This window comes from Pseudomonas sp. FDAARGOS_761, from assembly GCF_013343155.1.
Taxonomy (GTDB): Bacteria; Pseudomonadota; Gammaproteobacteria; order Pseudomonadales; family Pseudomonadaceae; genus Pseudomonas; species Pseudomonas aeruginosa.
Window position 1 is genome coordinate 2,199,855 of the sequence record NZ_CP054572.1, and the last position, 14,286, is coordinate 2,214,140.

General features: G+C 68.0%; 14 protein-coding genes. 9 read left to right on the forward strand and 5 right to left on the reverse strand.

Going from position 1 to position 14,286, the window contains the following annotated elements; translation table 11 throughout:
- Positions 1-9 precede the first annotated feature (9 nt).
- Positions 10-945, reverse strand: a complete 936-nt coding sequence (locus FOC67_RS10405) for a LysR substrate-binding domain-containing protein (RefSeq protein ID WP_009315598.1) — start codon at positions 943-945, stop codon at positions 10-12.
- Positions 946-1,092: 147 nt separating this feature from the next.
- On the opposite strand from FOC67_RS10405, the gene azoR2 reads away from it, so the two are divergent.
- Together azoR2 and FOC67_RS10415 are read left to right on the forward strand one after the other, a co-directional pair.
- On the forward strand, positions 1,093-1,701 hold the full coding sequence (azoR2, locus tag FOC67_RS10410) for an FMN-dependent NADH-azoreductase AzoR2 (protein ID WP_003088332.1): 609 nt from the start codon (positions 1,093-1,095) through the stop codon (positions 1,699-1,701).
- Positions 1,702-1,807: 106 nt separating this feature from the next.
- On the forward strand, positions 1,808-2,074 hold the full coding sequence (locus FOC67_RS10415; RefSeq protein WP_003088334.1) for a hypothetical protein: 267 nt from the start codon (positions 1,808-1,810) through the stop codon (positions 2,072-2,074).
- An 85-nt stretch (positions 2,075-2,159) separates the two neighbouring features.
- Here FOC67_RS10415 and FOC67_RS10420 read toward each other — a convergent pair whose 3' ends face one another.
- Positions 2,160-3,749: an ABC-F family ATPase gene (locus tag FOC67_RS10420; protein WP_003111315.1), complete on the reverse strand. Its 1,590-nt coding sequence runs from the start codon at positions 3,747-3,749 to the stop codon at positions 2,160-2,162.
- 304 nt (positions 3,750-4,053) lie between these two features.
- Between FOC67_RS10420 and FOC67_RS10425 the strand changes: the two genes are divergently transcribed.
- Both FOC67_RS10425 and FOC67_RS10430 read left to right on the forward strand, forming a co-directional pair.
- Positions 4,054-4,389 (forward strand): hypothetical protein, encoded by a 336-nt coding sequence (locus FOC67_RS10425; RefSeq protein ID WP_003119150.1) that lies wholly within the window; start codon positions 4,054-4,056, stop codon positions 4,387-4,389.
- A 129-nt stretch (positions 4,390-4,518) separates the two neighbouring features.
- Positions 4,519-4,890 carry a 5-carboxymethyl-2-hydroxymuconate Delta-isomerase gene (locus FOC67_RS10430; RefSeq protein WP_003088488.1) on the forward strand — a complete coding sequence of 124 codons (372 nt, stop codon included), beginning with the start codon at positions 4,519-4,521 and terminating at the stop codon, positions 4,888-4,890.
- A 20-nt stretch (positions 4,891-4,910) separates the two neighbouring features.
- On the opposite strand, the gene FOC67_RS10435 is transcribed toward FOC67_RS10430, so the two are convergent.
- Positions 4,911-5,411 carry a hypothetical protein gene (locus FOC67_RS10435; protein ID WP_009315599.1) on the reverse strand — a complete coding sequence of 167 codons (501 nt, stop codon included), beginning with the start codon at positions 5,409-5,411 and terminating at the stop codon, positions 4,911-4,913.
- Between the two features lie 184 nt (positions 5,412-5,595).
- Here FOC67_RS10435 and FOC67_RS10440 point away from each other — a divergent pair, with 184 nt between their 5' ends.
- Both FOC67_RS10440 and FOC67_RS10445 read left to right on the forward strand, forming a co-directional pair.
- The gene (locus FOC67_RS10440) at positions 5,596-5,829 is read left to right on the forward strand and encodes a hypothetical protein (RefSeq protein ID WP_003088492.1); all 234 of its coding nucleotides are present in this window, start codon (positions 5,596-5,598) and stop codon (positions 5,827-5,829) included.
- 91 nt (positions 5,830-5,920) lie between these two features.
- A complete protein-coding gene (locus FOC67_RS10445) occupies positions 5,921-6,268 on the forward strand; it encodes an I78 family peptidase inhibitor (RefSeq protein ID WP_003088494.1) in 348 nt (115 codons plus the stop codon).
- Between the two features lie 66 nt (positions 6,269-6,334).
- On the opposite strand, the gene FOC67_RS10450 is transcribed toward FOC67_RS10445, so the two are convergent.
- Both FOC67_RS10450 and brnQ read right to left on the reverse strand, forming a co-directional pair.
- Positions 6,335-6,574, reverse strand: a complete 240-nt coding sequence (locus FOC67_RS10450) for a hypothetical protein (protein ID WP_003088496.1) — start codon at positions 6,572-6,574, stop codon at positions 6,335-6,337.
- Positions 6,575-6,809: 235 nt separating this feature from the next.
- Positions 6,810-8,123 carry a branched-chain amino acid transport system II carrier protein gene (brnQ, locus tag FOC67_RS10455; protein WP_009315601.1) on the reverse strand — a complete coding sequence of 438 codons (1,314 nt, stop codon included), beginning with the start codon at positions 8,121-8,123 and terminating at the stop codon, positions 6,810-6,812.
- 526 nt (positions 8,124-8,649) lie between these two features.
- On the opposite strand from brnQ, the gene FOC67_RS10460 reads away from it, so the two are divergent.
- The 3 genes from FOC67_RS10460 to FOC67_RS10470 all read left to right on the forward strand — a co-directional run bounded on the left by FOC67_RS10460 (position 8,650) and on the right by FOC67_RS10470 (position 14,223).
- Positions 8,650-10,353, forward strand: coding sequence for a phosphoethanolamine transferase (locus FOC67_RS10460; RefSeq protein WP_009315602.1), 1,704 nt, complete (start codon positions 8,650-8,652; stop codon positions 10,351-10,353).
- A gap of 76 nt (positions 10,354-10,429) precedes the next feature.
- Positions 10,430-12,757, forward strand: a complete 2,328-nt coding sequence (gene pqqF / locus FOC67_RS10465; RefSeq protein ID WP_174707719.1) for a pyrroloquinoline quinone biosynthesis protein PqqF — start codon at positions 10,430-10,432, stop codon at positions 12,755-12,757.
- A 266-nt stretch (positions 12,758-13,023) separates the two neighbouring features.
- Positions 13,024-14,223: a porin gene (locus FOC67_RS10470; RefSeq protein WP_009315605.1), complete on the forward strand. Its 1,200-nt coding sequence runs from the start codon at positions 13,024-13,026 to the stop codon at positions 14,221-14,223.
- The last annotated feature ends 63 nt before the right edge of the window (positions 14,224-14,286 follow it).

Sequence of the window (14,286 nt, forward strand, 5' to 3'; positions counted from 1 at the left end):
CGGCGCGGCTCACTCGCGGGCGCGGCGGTAGGCCGGGCCGGTCTCGCCCGAGGGGCGTTGCAGGGCTTCCACGAGAAAGTCGATCAAAGCACGGATCGCCGGAATCTGGCTGCTGCGCGGCAGGTAGGCGGCCTGCATGGTGCTTTTCGGCAAGGTCCACTGCGGCAGGATGCGCACCAGGCTGCCATCGGCCAGTTCCCTGTCGCAGTAGCCTTCGGGCAGCAGGGTGACGCCGAGGCCGGCCACGGCGGCTTTCTTGCGCAGGACGAAGTCGTCGACGCCCAGGCGCGGTTCGCGTTCCAACTGGTAGCGGCTGCCATCCGGCCCGATCAGGGTCGCGTGGACCTTGCGGTCGTTATGGATAGCGCCGAGGAAGGGCAGGTCTTCGAGGTCTTCCGGATGTTCCAGACGACGCCCGGCGATCAGCGACGGGGCGGCGAGGATCTGCGTGGTCGCCGGAGCCAGGCGCCGGCAGACCAGCGCAGGGTCCTCGTCGCCGAGTTCGCGCACGCGCAGTGCCACGTCCACCCCCTCGTTGAGCAGGTCGACCCGGCGGTTGGTCAGGAGGATTTCCAGCTGGACCTGCGGGTGTCGTTCGAGAAACCGCGGCAACAGGTCGGCCAGGTTGCTCGAAGCCATGGCCACCGGTGCGGAAAGGCGCAGCCGGCCACGTGGCTCGACGCTCAGCTCGGCGATCACCTGTTCGGCCATCTCCGCTTCCAGCAGCAGGTTGCGGCAGTGCTGCAGGTAGCGTTCGCCGACCTCCGTGAGCACCAGCTTGCGTGTCGTGCGGTGCAGCAGGCGTACCTGGAGGCGTTCCTCCAGCTCGGCGATGCGCCGCGACAGGCGCGACTTGGGAATCCCCGTCTCGCGTCCGGCCGCGGCGAAGCCGCCGCATTCCACCACCTTGGCGAAGTAGTAGAGGTCGTTGAGGTCGTGGGGCATGCAGGCGCTCCGCTGGGGGAAAAACAGATTGTCCTATGTGTGGGACGAATAGTCATGTTTCTGCCGACTAATCGTCGATTGGCCTTGCCGGTAGGATGCAAACCACTCGATCGCCACACTGCGATCCCCCACTTTCAGGAGCGAGACATGAAACTTTTGCATATCGATTCCAGCATCCTCGGCGACGCCTCCGCTTCCCGCCAACTGAGCGCCGAGCTGGTCCAGGCCTGGCGGCAGAACGAAGACGGGCTTGACGTCACCTACCGCGACCTGGCCGCCGACGCGGTGGCGCATTTCTCCGCCCTGACCCTGGCCGCCGGCAGCACCCCGGCGGAGCTGCGCGATGCCGCGCTGAAGCATGAAGTCGCGGTGGGTGAAGAAGTGCTGGAAGAGTTCCTCGCCGCCGACGTCGTGGTCATCGGCGCGCCGATGTACAACTTCACCATCTCCAGCCAGCTCAAGGCCTGGATCGATCGCATCGCGGTCGCCGGCAAGACCTTCCGCTACACCGAGAACGGCCCGGTTGGCCTGGCCGGCGACAAGAAGGTGGTGATCGTCTCCACCGCCGGTGGCGTGCATGCCGGCCAGCCGACCGGCGCGGCCCACGAAGGCTACCTGCGCACCGTGCTGGGCTTCTTCGGCATCACCGATATCGAAGTGGTTCGCGCCGAAGGCCTGGCCTATGGCGAGGAGCCCCGCGCCCAGGCCATCGCCGCCGCCCGCCGGCAGATCGCCGGGCAGTTCGCCGCGGCCTGATCCCCGCGTCATCGGAAAACCCCGCTTCGGCGGGGTTTTCGCGTTGTGCGCAGCGGCGCGCTGCGTGTAGATTGACCGGACAATTACAAGCACAAGGAACCGGCCTGTGAGCGCGTGTTACTGCCGCAACTGCGGCGCCCGAGCGACCCGTCTCGTCGAGAACGGCATCTGCGAAGCCTGCAAGCGGCGCTCGGACATCAATCCGAAGAACGTCCTGATCGCCGCCGCCCTGATCGTCTACATCGGGGTGAACGTGGCTGCCTACATCAAGGACCACCCGCCCCGCGAGCTGACCGCCGAACAGCGCGAGAAGATCGCCGAGGGCCAGCGCCTGGCGACCCGCGCGGCGATGATGGCCGGCTACGTCGACTGAGTCGCGCTCCCCATAGGCCCTGCGCGTCCATGCCGGAATGAAAAAGCCCCGCGGATGCGGGGCTTTTGCGTTGCGCGACGGGGACTCAGACGATCACGCCCTGGCTGCGCAGGTAGTCGTCATAGCTGCCGCTGAAGTCGGTCACGCCGTTCTCGCCCAGCTCGATGATGCGGGTAGCCAGCGAGGAAACGAATTCGCGGTCGTGGCTGACGAAGATCAGCGTGCCCGGATAGTTGTCCAGCGCCAGGTTCAGCGCCTCGATGGACTCCATGTCCAGGTGGTTGGTCGGCTCGTCCATCACCAGCACGTTGGGACGCTTGAGGATCAGCCGGCCGAACAGCATGCGGCCCTGCTCGCCGCCGGAGATCACTTTCACCGACTTCTTGATCTCGTCGTTGGAGAACAGCATGCGGCCGAGGGTGCCGCGCACCAGTTGTTCGCCGCCCTGGGTCCACTGGGCCATCCAGTCGAACAGGCTCATGTCGTCGGCGAAGTCGTCGGCATGGTCCTGGGCGAAATAGCCGACGTCGGCGCTGTCGGTCCATTTCACCTCGCCGCCATCCACCGGCAGGTCGCCGACCAGGCAGCGCAACAGGGTGGTCTTGCCGATGCCGTTGGGGCCGATGATGGCGACGCGCTCGCCGGCCTCGACCTGCAGGCTCAGGCCCTTGAACAGCGGCTTGCCGTCATAGCCCTTGCTGATGTTTTCCACGGTCACCGCCTGGCGGTGCAGCTTCTTGTATTGCTCGAAGCGGATGAACGGGCTGACCCGGCTGGACGGCTTGACCTCTTCCAGCTGGATCTTGTCGATCTGCCGGGCGCGGCTGGTGGCCTGCTTGGCCTTGGAGGCGTTGGCCGAGAAGCGGCTGACGAAGGATTGCAGCTCGGCGATCTGCGCCTTCTTCTTGGCGTTGTCCGACAGCAGGCGCTCGCGGGCCTGTTCGGCGGCGGTCATGTACTCGTCGTAGTTGCCCGGGAACAGGCGCAGCTCGCCGTAGTCCAGGTCGGCCATGTGGGTGCAGACGCTGTTCAGGAAGTGCCGATCGTGGGAAATGATGATCATGGTGCTGTTGCGCGCGGTGAGCACGCCTTCCAGCCAGCGGATGGTGTTGATGTCCAGGTGGTTGGTCGGTTCGTCGAGCAGCAGCACGTCCGGGTCCGAGAACAGCGCCTGGGCCAGCAGCACGCGCAGCTTCCAGCCGGGGGCGACGGCGCTCATCGGGCCGAAGTGCTGCTCCAGCGGGATGCCCAGGCCGAGCAGCAGCTCGCCGGCGCGGGACTCGGCGGTGTAGCCGTCGAACTCGGCGAACTGGACTTCCAGCTCGGCCACCGCCATGCCATCTGCCTCGCTCATTTCCGGCAGCGAGTAGATGCGGTCGCGCTCGGCCTTCACCGCCCAGAGTTCCTCGTGGCCCATGATCACCGTATCGATGACGCTGAAGTCCTCGTAGGCGAACTGGTCCTGGCGCAGCTTGCCCAGGCGCACGTTGGGTTCCAGCATGACCTGGCCGGCGCTCGGCTCCAGGTCGTTGCCGAGGATCTTCATGAAGGTCGACTTGCCGCAACCGTTGGCGCCGATCAGGCCGTAGCGGTTGCCGTTGCCGAACTTGACGGAAACGTTCTCGAACAGCGGCTTGGCGCCGAACTGCATGGTGATATTCGCGGTGGAGATCAACTTCTTTACCTATAGAGGACTTACGCACGCCTGGACCGTGGCGATACCGGTCTGCTACCGGTTCTCGGCTTTCCGCTGCGCTCCATCTGGAGCATGGGTCGATCCTGCGGGCATTCGTGGAGTGCCGCAGCCAGCGTCATGACGTGGCTGTAGCGCGATGAAGGCGGGGTGTGATGCCTGGCATTCGGCGAATTGTCTCACAGGTGCGCCTGCCGTTGCATGACAGCGTACGCCGAAGCGGTTTTTCCCGCTGCCCGGCAGGTGGTAGAGTCCCGTCTTCCGCTCATCCGCAAAGGACTCCCCGATGAAGCCCGCTGTTCTCCCCGCGTTGTTGGTTCTGTCGCTGCTGGGCGGTTGCGGGGATTCATCGTCGGACGGAAAGGCCGCTTCCGGGCCGCTGGCGTTGCACTGCGGAGACTTCGGCAAACTCGAGGTGATCGACGGTTTCGCCAGTCTAAAGCTGCCCGACGGCAGCAGCGTCCAGTCGCTGGGCGGCGATGTCCGCAGCCTCGCCGATGGCCAGGCGCTGAGCGCGATTTCCTATAGCGACGGTTCGGTCCTGTACCGCCAGGCGGGCGACACGCCCGGCTACCTGTACACGCCGGCCAAGGGCCAGCGGCAGGCCTGCGAGACGCGCTGATCCGCGCCATCTACGCGCGGGCTTTCGCGGCCGCCGGGTTGATCTGAGCCACGCAGGCGCAGGCCGGCTGTCGCATCGCTCGTCGAGCCGCTAGAATCCCGCTCTCCATTCCCCGCAAGGCCCGCCAGCATGCCGCATCTCGTTATCGAAGCCACTGCCAACCTCCGCCTCGAAACGTCCCCCGGCGAACTGCTGGAGCAGGCCAATGCCGCGCTGTTCGCTTCCGGGCAATTCGGCGAGGCGGACATCAAGTCGCGCTTCGTCACCCTGGAGGCCTACCGGCAGGGAACCGCGGCGGTCGAGCGCGCCTACCTGCATGCCTGCCTGTCGATCCTCGACGGGCGCGACGCGGCGACCCGCCAGGCGCTGGGCGAGTCGCTCTGCGAGGTGCTCGCCGGAGCGGTGGCGGGCGGCGGCGAGGAGGGCGTGCAGGTCAGCGTCGAAGTGCGCGAGATGGAGCGCGCCAGCTACGCCAAGCGCGTCGTCGCCCGGCAGCGCTGAGAGACTGGCGCGCGCCTGGCTCAGATCCAGGCGTTCAGCGTCGCGCCGGCCTGCGTCGGGTCCTCTTGCCGTCCCGGCGCCTGGCCGTTCTGCATGGCGATCATCTCGCGCATGCGTTCGCCGATGCCTTTCTCCACCTGTTCGCGTTTCTCCGGCGGCATCGCGTCCAGTTCCTCCTCGGTCAGGCCGAGGCTCTTCAGGACCTGCTCGCGCATCCGCTCGGCGGGCGATTTCTGCATGTACTCCTTGAACTCGTCATAGGCCGACTTGCCTTCGCCGGCGCCGGCAGTGGCATTCGCCTGGTTCTGCTTCAGCGTCAGGTTCAGCTTCGCGAAACCCTCGTCCAGGGCCTGGCGGGCGGACTCCGTGGCGGGATCGGCGGCCTCGTTGCGCAATGGCGTGCCAAGGGCGGGGCGCGGTTTCAGCAGATCGCCGTTGCCGATCTCGGTGCTGGCTTGCCGCGGGTTGTTCGGGTAACGCGCAGACCAGCCGGAAAGGCTGGCGGGACCGATGCTGTTCATGACCTGCCTCCATGGAAATGAATGACCGCCGCTCCGTCGCAAGGGCCGTGCCAGGTCGCCGAACCCCGCGCCAGAGGGCTCGGCGCATGGCGCAGGGCGGGGCGGAGGCAAGCGCTTGCCGCGAACGGCAACGGCGTTCCGCGGTTAGAATGTCCGGCTTGTGCAGCAGGTTGCGAAGAGAGCCATGACCGACACTCCCGACGATCGAACCGGAGAGGCCTCCGGCCTGTCGAAGCGCCAGGCATTCCATCGGCAGCACCGGCAACGGGCGGAGGAAGAGGCGCGGCGCCTGCTCGACGCCCGCGCTGAACAGGGCGGCCGCTGGCTGGACTGGGTCGCGGGCCAGCTCTACCTCCTGCGTCCGCCGGAATACGCGGCCATGGTGCGTCGCGAACTGCAGCGCCTGAGCGGCGACTGAAGCTGGCGAATTTGTCAGCGCGGATTGCAGTTTCGCCAGGAAACCCATGCCACTGGTAAGGTGGCGATCCCAGAAGATCAGAGGAGGCGGTATGCCTTTGAAGCAGTTTTCCAGTGCACTCGTTCTCGCGGCCCTGCTCGCCGGTTGCAGCAGCAACGGCGACAGCCCGTCCACCGAAGGCGCCAGCGTAGCCACCGGCAGCGCCAGCGCGCCCGCGGCCACCCCGGCAGCGGACGGCCGTTGCGATGCCAATGCGGTGCAGGCCTATGTCGGCAAGCAGGCTTCCGCGGCCATCGTCGAGGAGGCCCGCCGCGCCGCCGGAGCGGAAGTCGCCCGGGCGCTGCGCCCGCACGATGCGGTGACCATGGACTACAACCCGCGCCGGCTGAACATCGATGTCGACGACACGCTGGTGATCAAGCGCCTGTCCTGCGGCTGACCGCCCAGCCCCGAATACGAAGAAGCCCCGCATCGCGGGGCTTTCTCTTGGCCGTTCGAAGAGGCCTCAGATGGCGGTACTGCGTAGGGCGGCGTTGGACTGGCTGACGGCGGTTTGCGGTTTTTCCTCGAGAATTGCCTGACGCTTGGCCTGGTATTCCTCGAACGACAGGCTGCGCCGGGCCAGGTCTTCCAGCGCCAGTTGCCTGACCTCGTCGCTGCTGTACGGGCGAGAGGGGTTGTAGTCGCTGGCGCAGCCGGCGAGGGCGAGGGAGAACAACAGTACGCTGATGAGTGCCTTGGCCATGACCGGCTCCTGGATTCGCTTTCCTGGGGGAATGGTCGAAAGGCTAACAACCGCGCCGCTGCGCTAGAAATCATCCCGCTCGATAGTGCTTATTCGTTCGGCTGAACGCGGGAAGAAGCGCTGCCGGCGGCGGCAGGCGCCAGCCGGGCCGTGGGGCGGACGCCGCGATTGGCGCCGCCCGCCGGCATGTCCCGCGCTCGGCCGGGAGAACAGGCGGCAGGCCGCTGGGGCCTGCTCAGGCGGCGACTTGCGCAGGCTTGCCCAGCAGGCGGTCGACCAGGCTACAGGCGGCGAGAGTGGCGACCGAGGGGATCAACCAGGCCAGGCCCTGTTCGGCCAGCGGCAGGTGCAGCAGCCATTGCGGGAAGTCCTGGCCCAGGCCCGCCGCCTTCAGGGCATCGAGCACGCCGAACGCCAGGGAAACCAGCATCACCGGGGCGAGGATGCGCGTCGCCGAATGCCAGAGGCCGATGCAGAAGCTCAGCGCCACCAGCACGATGCACGGCGGATAGATCGCGGTGAGCACCGGGATCGAGACCTGGATCAGCTTGGTCAGGCCGAGGTTGGAAACGATGAAGGAGAACCCTGCCAGGATGATCACCAGGCTGCGGTAGGACAGCGGCAGGCGCTGGCAGAAGTACTCGGCGCAGGCGCAGGTCAGGCCGACCGCGGTGACCAGGCAGGCCAGCGCGATAAGTCCCGCCAGGAACGAGCTGCCGAGGCTGCCGAAGGTATGTTGCACGTAGGCATGCAGGACCGCCGCGCCGTTGTTGGCGTCGGCGGCGATGGCATGGCTGCCGGCGCCGAGCCGGAACAGGCTGACGTAGACCAGCACCAGGCCGACGCCGGCGATCAGCCCGGCGACGATGGCGTAGCGGGTGATCAGCCGCGGCGACTGCACGCCGCGGGAACGGATGGCGTTGACGATGACGATGCCGAAGACCAGCGCGGCGAGGGTGTCCATGGTCAGGTAGCCGTTGACGAAACCCTGGGAGAACGCGGCCTGGGTGTACTCCGGCTGGGCCGTGCCGATCGGGCCGGCGGGCCAGAGGAAGGCGGCGACGCCGAGAATCGCCAGGGCAAGGATCTTCAGCGGGGCGAGGAAGCGTCCGACGGTGTCCAGCAGGCGACCGGGGTAGAGGGAGATGGCCAGGGCCAGAAGGAAGTACGCCAGGCTGTAGACGAACAGCGCCGTGCCGCTCTCGCCGAGCAGCGGCACCACGCCGACCTCGAAGGACACCGTGGCGGTGCGCGGAATGGCGAACAGCGGGCCGACCGCCAGGTAGCAGACCGCCGCCAGCAGGCCGCCGGCATACCTGCCGATCGGATGGCTGAGGGCGTCGACCGAACCGCCGACCTTGGCCAGGGCGATCACGGTGATCACCGGCAGCCCCACCGCGGTGATCAGGAAGCCCAGCGCCGCCAGCCACACATGGGGGCCGGACTGCAAGCCGACGATGGGCGGGAAGATGATGTTGCCGGCCCCGACGAACAGGGCAAAGGTCATAAAACCAAGCGCCAGGATGTCCCGGCCTTTCAAAGCGTTCATGCTGGAGAGGTACCGCGCTGCTCGAGGAAATTCACAGAAGGGTTTCCCGGGGGGTAAGGGAAACGGCACTCATCTGGATGGGACGAGCAGGGGAGGCGGCCGCCGTCCTTGTGGGAACCGGGCCGGAAACTTGGCATGCTAACGAAAATGCCGGGGTCGCGGGATAGACATTGGTCTGGCTGTCCTTTTGTTGAAAAACGACGTCGCAATCAGAACAGTCCGTAGGCACCGGCGCCGGAGCGCTCCGCGTTCCTTGCCGCTTGCTGTCTTCCGCCTGCGTCGGCGGCGTCATGCGGGGGGTATGCCGGCGAACCCGGAAAACGCCCGGAAAGCTTCCCGCGAACTTTTTGCAATCCGGCTGAAAGCCCCGGAATACAAGGGCTGCGGCACTTCCGAAGGGTTACGTTTTCTGTAGGTATTCTTCACGAAAGATTGACGGATCGCCGAGCAGACTGCCGCCGTCGTCGAGTGCTGCCAGGGGCAACGCTGCGCACGGCAACCCGGAAGTCAGTGAAGATCCGTGCCCATGTCGAAAGCCCGCGCCGTCCGTCCCGAACTGCTGACCCTGCTGGTCAGCCTCGCCTTCCTGCTGTTCTACAACCTGCCGCTGTGGCAACGCCTGCTGGCGATCACCCCGGCGGGCTGGCAGGGCCTCGGCATGATGCTGGCGGTCGGCCTGATGATCGCCGCGATCTTCAACCTGGCGCTGACCCTGCTGGCGTTCCGCTGGCTGCTCAAGCCGGCGCTGACCCTGCTGATCCTGGCGGCCGCCGGTACCACCTACTTCATGACCCAGTACGGCGTGCTGATGGACGTCGGCATGCTGCGCAACGTCATGCAGACCAACCCGGCCGAGGTCGCCGACCTGCTTTCGCCGAAGCTCGCCGTCTACCTGGCGTTGCTTGGCGCGCTGCCGGTCTGGCTGCTGTGGCGCACGCCGGTGCGCTACCGGCCGTGGCCACGCGAGCTGCTGAGCAAGCTGCTGGTGGCGCTCGCCTGCCTGGCGCTGCTCGCCGGGGTGGCGCTGGCCAATTACCAGGGGCTGTCCTCGCTGTTCCGCAACAACAAGGAACTGCGCCTGCAGGTCACCCCGAGCAACCTGGTCGGCGCCGCCATCGGCTACGCCAAGGGCCAGGCCCAGGCCGCCAGCCAGCCGCTGCGGCCGATCGCCGTCGATGCCCGGCGCGCCGACCTGTGGCAGGGCCATGCGCGCAAGTCGCTGACCGTGCTGGTGGTGGGCGAGAGCGCGCGGGCACAGAACTTCGGCCTCAACGGCTACGCTCGCGAGACCAACCCGCGGCTGAAGGCCGAGGAGGGCCTGATCAACTTCTCCAATGTGCACTCCTGCGGTACCGAGACCGCGGTGTCGGTGCCCTGCATGTTCTCCAACCTGGGCCGCGCGGACTACAGCGACGCTCGCGCGCGCACCCAGGAAGGCCTTCTCGATGTGTTGCAGCGCGCAGGCCTGCGGGTCCTGTGGCGGGACAACCAGTCCGGCTGCAAGGGCACCTGCGACCGCGTCGCCTTCCAGGACCTGAGCGAGAGCAAGGATCCGGCCCTGTGCGCCGGCGGCGAGTGTCATGACGAGATCCTCCTGCGCGACTTGCAGGCCTTCATCGACGGGCTGCAACAGGACACCGTGCTGGTCCTGCACCAGATGGGCAGCCACGGCCCGGCCTACTTCAAGCGCTATCCCAGGGAGTACGAGAAGTTCACCCCGGTCTGCGCCAGCAACGACTTCAGCGCCTGCTCGCGGGACAGCATCATCAACGGCTACGACAACACCCTGCTGTACACCGACCACGTGCTGGCCAGCCTGATCGACCTGCTGCGCAAGAACGAAGAGCGCATCGATACCGGCATGCTCTACCTCTCCGACCATGGCGAGTCGCTCGGCGAGTACAACCTCTACCTGCATGGCACGCCTTACCTGCTGGCGCCGGACCAGCAGAAGCACGTCGGCATGCTGGCCTGGTTCTCGCCCGGCTACCAGAGCGCCTTCGGCCTCGACAGTGGCTGCCTGCGCCAGCGCAGCGACGAGGAGCTGTCCCAGGACAACCTGTTCCACTCGATGCTCGGCCTGCTGGAAGTGCGCACCGGCGCCTACGATCCCGGCCTCGACCTGTTCGCCCCGTGCCGTGCGCCCGAGGTCCTGCAGGCGCTCAAGGCCGACGGCGGACGGGCGCTGTACTCCGAGGAAGCGTCTGGCCAGGAGCCGCCGGCTTCCTGATACGACCCGGCGAAAGGACTATTTCCTTCGCCTCGCGGAAGGGTAAGGTTCAGCCTAGGAACCCGCGAGGACGCCCATGGATCGCCACGCCCAACACCACCCCAGGAGCCGCGCCTGCGTGCTGCCCAACGGCCTGCGCCTGCACCTGGCGCATGATCCGGCGGCATCGCGCGCCGCTGCCTGGCTGCGGGTGGCGGCGGGCAGCCACGACGAGCCGAGCGCGCATCCCGGCCTGGCCCACTTCCTCGAGCACCTGTCGTTTCTCGGTGGCGCGGCGTTTCCCGGCGACGAGCGCCTGATGCCGTGGTTGCAGGTGCGCGGCGGCCAGGTCAACGCCAGCACCCGGGGCAGGACCACCGACTATTTCTTCGAGGTGACGGCGGAGCACCTTGGCGCCGGTCTGGCACGGCTGATCGACATGCTCGCCCGCCCCTTGCTGGACATCGATGCGCAACGGCGCGAGCGCGAAGTGCTCGAGGCCGAATACCTGGCGCGCTCGGCCGACGAGCAGACCCTGATCGACGCGGCGCTGGCCCTCGGCCTGCCCGCCGGACACCCCCTGCGGCGTTTCGCTGCCGGGCGCCACGACAGCCTGGCCCTGGAGAGCGATGCGTTCCAGCGGGCCCTGCGCGAATTCCATGCCGCCCACTATCACGCCGGCAATTGCCAGCTATGGCTGCAAGGGCCGCAGGCACTGGACGAGCTGGAGAGGCTGGCGCAGCGTGCCTGCGCCGACCTGCCGGGGCGCGCGCCAGGCGCGAGTCCGCCGCCGCCGCCGTTGCTGCCCTTCGCCGGCGAAGCGCTGGCGCTGCGCCTGCCGGGACCTCCGCGGCTGGTGCTGGGCTTTGCCCTCGACGCTTTGCGGGGGACCGACGAACAGACCCTGCTGGCGTTCGCCGAATTGCTCGGCGATCGCTCGCCGGGTGGGTTGCTGGCGGCACTCGGCGAACAGAGCCTGGGCGAATCGGCGGCGCTGCGGGTGGTTCATCGGGACGCGCGGCAGGCGCTCCTGGCGTTGACCTTCGAACTGTTCGACGGCAGCGCGGCGGCGGCGCTGGAGGCGGCCTTTTTCGACTGGCTGGGCGCCCTGCGCGACGATGCCGCCAGCTTGCTGGCGGCGCGCCGGCCGTTGCTGGCGGAGCCCACTGCGCCGCTGGAGCGACTACGCCAGCGCGTTCTCGGCCTGCCGGCGGAGATTCGCCCTGCCTGCCTGGACGCGCTGCGCGCCGACCGCTGCCTGCGGCTGCACCTGGACGGCGAACTCGACGGCGCCGAAGCGCGCTGGTCGGCGGGCTTCCGCCTGAGCGTGGCGCCGGTTGCCGCAGCGCCGCCGCTGACCGCGCAGCGGCATGCCTGGCGCTTCGAACTGCCGTTGCCGCCCAGTGCCGCCGCCGAGGGCGCGCTGTTCCTGCGCTGGCGCTTTCCCGGTGTGCCCGCACGGTCACGCTTCCTGGCGCTGCGCCAGGCGTTGCGTCCGCTGTGCGGCCAGGCGCGCCTGGGGGGAGTGGAGATGGGCCTGGAGGCGCTCGGCGAAGACTGGTCGCTGAGCCTGCTCGGTCCGCGCGATCGCCTCGAGGCCGCCGTGCGCCCGGCCCTGGCCCGGCTCCTCGCGGCGCCGCCCGACTGGCGCGCGAGCGGCGAGCGTCTGTCCTCCGCCGAGCGGCGCCGCAGCGCCACTGGCCTGCCGATCCGGCAGTTGCTGGACGCCTTGCCCGGCCTACTCGGCGAGCCGCTGGCGGAGGTCGACGACTGGCGGCGGACGCGCTGGGACGCCTTGGTCATGCAGGCCGCGATGCCAGATCCCCGATGGATGCCCGGCCAGGCTGCCGGCGAGCGCCTGGAGCCTATGCCGCCGAGGCCCGGACGGCATCGCCGCGAACTGGCCATGGACGGCGAGTCGGCGTTGCTGCTGTTCTGCCCGCTGCCCTCGCCGGAGGTGCCGATGGAGGCGGCCTGGCGCTTGCTGGCGCGCCTGCACGAACCGGCCTTCCAGCGGCGCCTGCGCGACGAGCTGCAACTGGGCTACGCGTTGTTCTGCGGCTTCCGCGAGGTCGGCGCCCGGCGCGGCCTGCTGTTCGCCGCGCAATCCCCGCGTGCCTGCCCGGAACGCCTGCTGGAGCATATGGAGACCTTCCTCCAGCGCTCCGTCGAGGCGCTCGCGCAACTGCCGGCGCAACGCCTGGCCGGCCTGCGCGAAGCCCTCGCCGACGACCTGCGCCGAGCGCCGGGTAGCTTCGCCGAGCGAGCCCGGCGCGCCTGGGCGGAGCACCTTGGCGGTGGCGCCGGTCGCTCCCGGCTGCTCGCCGAGGCCGCCCTCGGCCTGAGCGGCGACGACCTGCTCGCGGCCCAGGCCCGGTTGCTGGAGGCGCGCGGCGGCTGGTGGGTGCTTTCCAGCCGGCGCTGAAGCGAGCCACGCGGTAACTCGACGACAGCCTTGCCGGCGTCACTGCGGCGTTAGGTCGAAAGCCGCGCTGCTTCGGTGGCGCTCCCGCCGCGACCAAGGTTGCGCTACCGCCGGAGGAGCGCTGCCCGCGCCTTGCGCAGCGGCACCCACGCCCACCATGAAGAAGCGTCGAAGCAGGCCCAAGGAAGCGTATGGCCGGGCTTTCCCGGTTTCGATAATCGGCTCCGCCACGACCGGCCCGGTCGTTTCACCTCGCGGAGTGCGCCATGAACAAGAACAACACCGCCGTTCGCCGAATCCTGCCGCTGACCCTGGCCTCGCTGGGTGCCCTGGGCGGCCTGCAACCGGCCGCCGCCGATATCCTGCTGTACGACAAGGACGAGACCACCTTTTCCTCCGACGGCTACTTCAATGCCTTCTACGTCAACAGCGACGTCGACCGCCAGGGCGAGACCTACGATCGCCGCCAGTCGCGGGTGAAGATGGGATTCCTGCCGAACTACATCGGCTTCAACTTCGGCAGGAAGATCGACGAGCTGAGCCTCGGCGGTCGCGCCTCCTTCTGGGTGACCATCAACGACAGCGAGACCGACGGCACCGATACCGCCATCGACGTCCGTCAGTTCTACGGCACGGTCGCCGGCGACTGGGGCGAGGTGCTGATCGGCAAGGACTTCGGCCTGTTCTCGCGCTCGAACATCTTCCTCGACGAACTGCTGGCCGGTTTCGGCAACCCCAGCGACACCCTCGGCCTGGTGGACGGCAAGGGCGTCTCCTTCGGCAACATCGGCACCGGCTATCCGTACCCGTTCCCCACCTCGCAGATCACCTACCGCAACAACGACCTGCTGCCCGGCCTGCGCATCGCCGTGGGCATCCTCGACCCGATCGACTCCAACCAGATCGACAAAGACGCCAGCGACGGCCTCGACGACAAGGCCTACCAGGACAACCCGCGCTACGAGAGCGAGGTCAGCTACCAGTTCGACCTGGCCGGGGCGCAGGTCTACAGCTGGATCAACGGCGGCTACCAGACTTCGAAGAACACCAGCGACAGCGTCGACAGCGTGACTTCCAAGGGGGTCGGCTATGGCTTGCAGGTGAAGATGGGCGGTTTCTCCGTGACCGGTTCGGGGTTCACCGCCAAGGGCATCAATCCCTTCTTCACCAACAATGCCGGCGAAGCCGCGCTGCGCGAGGTGGACAGCCGCGGCGCATTGCTGCAGGGCTCGTATTCATGGGGCAAGAACCGCCTGGCGCTGTCCTACGGCAAGACCGTCGACGACGGCAACGGCCTGGGTTCCGCGGCCGACTACGAGAGTCGCGGCATCGCCTATTTCCGCACGATCAACGACAACCTCAAGCTGGTCGCCGAGCTGAACCGCTACCGGATCGACGGGCGCGACGGTGCCGCGCTCGACGAGGACACCGACACCGTGGCCCTCGGCGCCGTACTGAACTGGTGATACCGCTACTTTCGAAGGACCCCGCCGCGACCCAAGTAGGATAGGGGCCGCGGCGGCGCCCTT

Coding starts and splice junctions, on each gene's coding strand:
- FOC67_RS10405 (WP_009315598.1), bottom strand. CDS start 945: ATGCCCCACGACCTCAACGACCTCTACTACTTCGCCAAGGTGGTGGAA.
- azoR2 (WP_003088332.1), top strand. CDS start 1,093: ATGAAACTTTTGCATATCGATTCCAGCATCCTCGGCGACGCCTCCGCT.
- FOC67_RS10425 (WP_003119150.1), top strand. CDS start 4,054: ATGAAGCCCGCTGTTCTCCCCGCGTTGTTGGTTCTGTCGCTGCTGGGC.
- FOC67_RS10430 (WP_003088488.1), top strand. CDS start 4,519: ATGCCGCATCTCGTTATCGAAGCCACTGCCAACCTCCGCCTCGAAACG.
- FOC67_RS10435 (WP_009315599.1), bottom strand. CDS start 5,411: ATGAACAGCATCGGTCCCGCCAGCCTTTCCGGCTGGTCTGCGCGTTAC.
- FOC67_RS10440 (WP_003088492.1), top strand. CDS start 5,596: ATGACCGACACTCCCGACGATCGAACCGGAGAGGCCTCCGGCCTGTCG.
- FOC67_RS10445 (WP_003088494.1), top strand. CDS start 5,921: ATGCCTTTGAAGCAGTTTTCCAGTGCACTCGTTCTCGCGGCCCTGCTC.
- FOC67_RS10450 (WP_003088496.1), bottom strand. CDS start 6,574: ATGGCCAAGGCACTCATCAGCGTACTGTTGTTCTCCCTCGCCCTCGCC.
- brnQ (WP_009315601.1), bottom strand. CDS start 8,123: ATGAACGCTTTGAAAGGCCGGGACATCCTGGCGCTTGGTTTTATGACC.
- FOC67_RS10460 (WP_009315602.1), top strand. CDS start 8,650: ATGTCGAAAGCCCGCGCCGTCCGTCCCGAACTGCTGACCCTGCTGGTC.
- pqqF (WP_174707719.1), top strand. CDS start 10,430: ATGGATCGCCACGCCCAACACCACCCCAGGAGCCGCGCCTGCGTGCTG.
- FOC67_RS10470 (WP_009315605.1), top strand. CDS start 13,024: ATGAACAAGAACAACACCGCCGTTCGCCGAATCCTGCCGCTGACCCTG.